General features: G+C 45.3%; 2 protein-coding genes and 1 pseudogene. 1 reads left to right on the forward strand and 2 read right to left on the reverse strand.

From position 1 onward, the window contains the following. Nucleotides 1–1,849 (reverse strand): flagellin N-terminal helical domain-containing protein (locus tag AC1MDJ_RS07320; protein WP_479690271.1); only part of this gene is annotated, 1,849 nt, incomplete at its 3' end. Nucleotides 1,850–2,132: 283 nt separating this feature from the next. After that, on the reverse strand, nucleotides 2,133–2,732 hold the full coding sequence (locus AC1MDJ_RS07325) for a flagellin (RefSeq protein WP_479690272.1): 600 nt from the start codon (nucleotides 2,730–2,732) through the stop codon (nucleotides 2,133–2,135). A 17-nt stretch (nucleotides 2,733–2,749) separates the two neighbouring features. Between AC1MDJ_RS07325 and AC1MDJ_RS07330 the strand changes: the two are divergent. Beyond that, nucleotides 2,750–3,101, forward strand: a pseudogene (locus AC1MDJ_RS07330) (hypothetical protein); the annotation flags it as partial.

Here is a 3,101-nt window from a genome sequence, read left to right on the forward strand (position 1 = left end):
TGTCGTCCTTAGCCTCTTGTATCTGCGTGAAACCTAGCGCCTTTAGTAGCATATCATCAGCAACAAAACGCAACTCTGATTCCTTGCCCGTAAAAGCAGTCTGCACTATTATAGTCCCCTTGACAGCTTCTATGCCAGTTGGGGGTTTATCACCAGCATATACAGGCTCTGTTACCAGATGTGCTAGCGAACTATTTCCTATACCATTTGCAGACATCCCTAGCTCTTCACTTATAGCTCGCGCAATCTTATTAGCTAAATAGTCAAGAGTATAGCTCCCCTCAATAAACACATCCGCCCGTTTCCCATTACCATATATAGACAACGTCTGCGTAATGTCTAACACCTTATACCCATCAGAATTAGTGAACATCGGCAATTCATTAAGCGTCCTAGCCCTGTCATTCGCTATAATTTCGCTAACAGTAAGATGAGATATGCTACCAAACCTAATCGGCGCAGTCATAGTAATAATTGTGGCACTGGTATCGCGCGAAAACTTAACCTGCGACACTATGAGGTTCTTGTTCTCATCTAATGTCATATAGTTGTAGTTAAAGTCCGCAAGACCATCCCACATAACAGGCACACCAACCTGTCCGCTACCAATCTCGTATAGGTTAGTGCTACCAGCAGATATCTCTCTATCAATAGTTACAAGCCTCGCACTTTGGGGTAACCCAGTTATGCTATTTAATGGCGGGAATAAACCCTGCACAAACTTATCGCCATCTTGAACACCTTGAACCCTCAATTGTTCGACTGCACTGTGACTAAATTCAAACCATATATCCCCAAAGCCAGGTATGTTCTGCCTACTTCCAAAAGCAGCCACAGTAAGATTAGCTGTATACACTGTAGCAGTCGGGTCATCTGCATATACAATACTTATCCCTAAATCAATCGGCGCAACTGGATTTACGGTACTAATATTCTGAAACTCAACGCTAATATACATGCCTCTAGGAACTTCTCCACGAGGTGAACTAACTTGAGTAAGAGGATAACCAGTGCCGGTTGGTTGATTATAAACAAACATACTAAAAAAATCACCAACAGTGGAGGCACCTAATGTTGATGCGCTAGTTGTGCTCCATAGCCCACCTCCATCAGCATATAAATTTAGTAAAGTCCCCGTTCCAGAATATGTTGCCGGCGCACCTACATTTAGGGTGGCGCTTGTCATAACAGATGATGTAGGCACTACTGATAGAAGAGTGCCATCAATACTAATATCTCTGATACCCGGCAGTTGACTAGACTTTTGCCCATAATAATAATCACCCTCTTTGATGAGTATATTGCTCTTATATATAGCGTTCTGTCCAGGTTTTACATCTACGCTTATGCGGTAGTTGCCCTCCGCAGACGCACCCAATAAGATAGCTGATACATCCTTAGTGCTGCTACTCCAATAGCCCGATGCATCCCCTGATATCAACCTCTTGGTGTTGAACTCGGTAACATTAGCTATCCTATCTATCTCACTCTTAAGTGATTCTATCTCCGTCTGCAACGATTGCCTATCGGTAGCTGTATACATACTACTAGAGGCTTGCACCGATAGCTCCCGCATCCGCTGCAGCATATCGCCGATAACCTCCATACCGCCCTCAGCAGTCTGCAAGAACGACACAGCCGTCTCTACATTCTGCGTGGCAGTGGCAACACCCCTAATCTGCCCCTGTAGCTTGTTATAAACCGCCATACCAGACGGGTCGTCTGACGCATGGGTTATACCCAGCCCGCTAGATAGCCTCTCTATTGACTTGCCTAACGCAACATTAGCCGTCATCAACTTGTTCTGTGCCAATACAGATGACGCATTGCTCTGAATTACAAATGACATAAATTACTCCCTTAATTTATTACCTACTAAAATCTCTCTCAGTCTCCTAATTCCCCAAACACTCTATATACCTCCCCCCCGTAGGGGGGAGAGAAAAAACTATAGGCTGTAGTGTCACAAATATTCTATATACCTCCCCCCGTAGGGGGGAGAGAAAAAACTATAGCTGTAGTGCTACAAATATTCTATATACCTCCTCCCGTAGGGAGGAGAGAAAAAACTATAGCTGTAGTGCTACAAATATTCTATATACCTCCCCCCGTAGGGGGGGAGAGAAAAAAGTTTAGCCATTCAATAGCTGCAGTGCTAGTTGTGGTATCTGGTTAGCCTGTGCGAGCATTGCTATGGACGAGTTTGTCAATATCTGGTTACGGGCTAAGTTTGCACTCTCCGCCGCCACATCTAAATCCATCAGCCTGCTTGCCGATGACATCATATTCTGTCTAGCCGTATTCAGACTCTTCAAGCTGAACTCTAGCTTCACAACCTGCGCACCTACCAGCGAACGCGCCTTTGACAGCCTCACAAGTGCCTCGTCCACCTTAGTCACTGACTTCTGTGCCTCCTCAACACTGGTCACATACACATCAGTCACTTCTAGCCCTACACTATCAAGCCTGCCTATTGATATATCTAGCAGTTGCCCCTCGTTGGCACTCATCCCCACTACCGATTCTGTGTTCGCTACGTGCAACAGAGCAGTGTAGTTATCTACCGCACTATATTGCATCTTGCCTAGCTTCTCATCATACCTGACATTAACACCTGTTATCGGAGCAAGATGCACATTCACTCCCTCTATCACACCCCTCAACATCTTATCAGTCACCGTATCACTGCCAATTAACTTATTAGAGTGAGCATCGGTCACCGTCACCGTCACAATGTCGTCCTTAGCCTTTGTATGCTGGTGAGAAACCCCCAGCTGGCATAAATGCTGTCAAGGGGACTATAATAGTGCAGACTGCTTTTACGGGCAAGGAATCAGAGTTGCGTTTTGTTGCTGATGATATGCTACTAAAGGCGCTAGGTTTCACGCAGATACAAGAGGCTAAGGACGACATTGTGACGGTGACGGTGACCGATGCTCACTCTAATAAGCTAATTGGCAGTGATACGGTGACCGATAAGATGTTGAGGGGTGTGATAGAGGGAGTGAATGTGCATCTTGCTCCGATAACAGGTGTTAATGTCAGGTATGATGAGAAGCTAGGCAAGATGCAATATAGTGCGGTAGATAACTACACTGCTC

The sequence above is a fragment of the Candidatus Termitispirillum reticulitermitis genome (assembly GCF_054655775.1).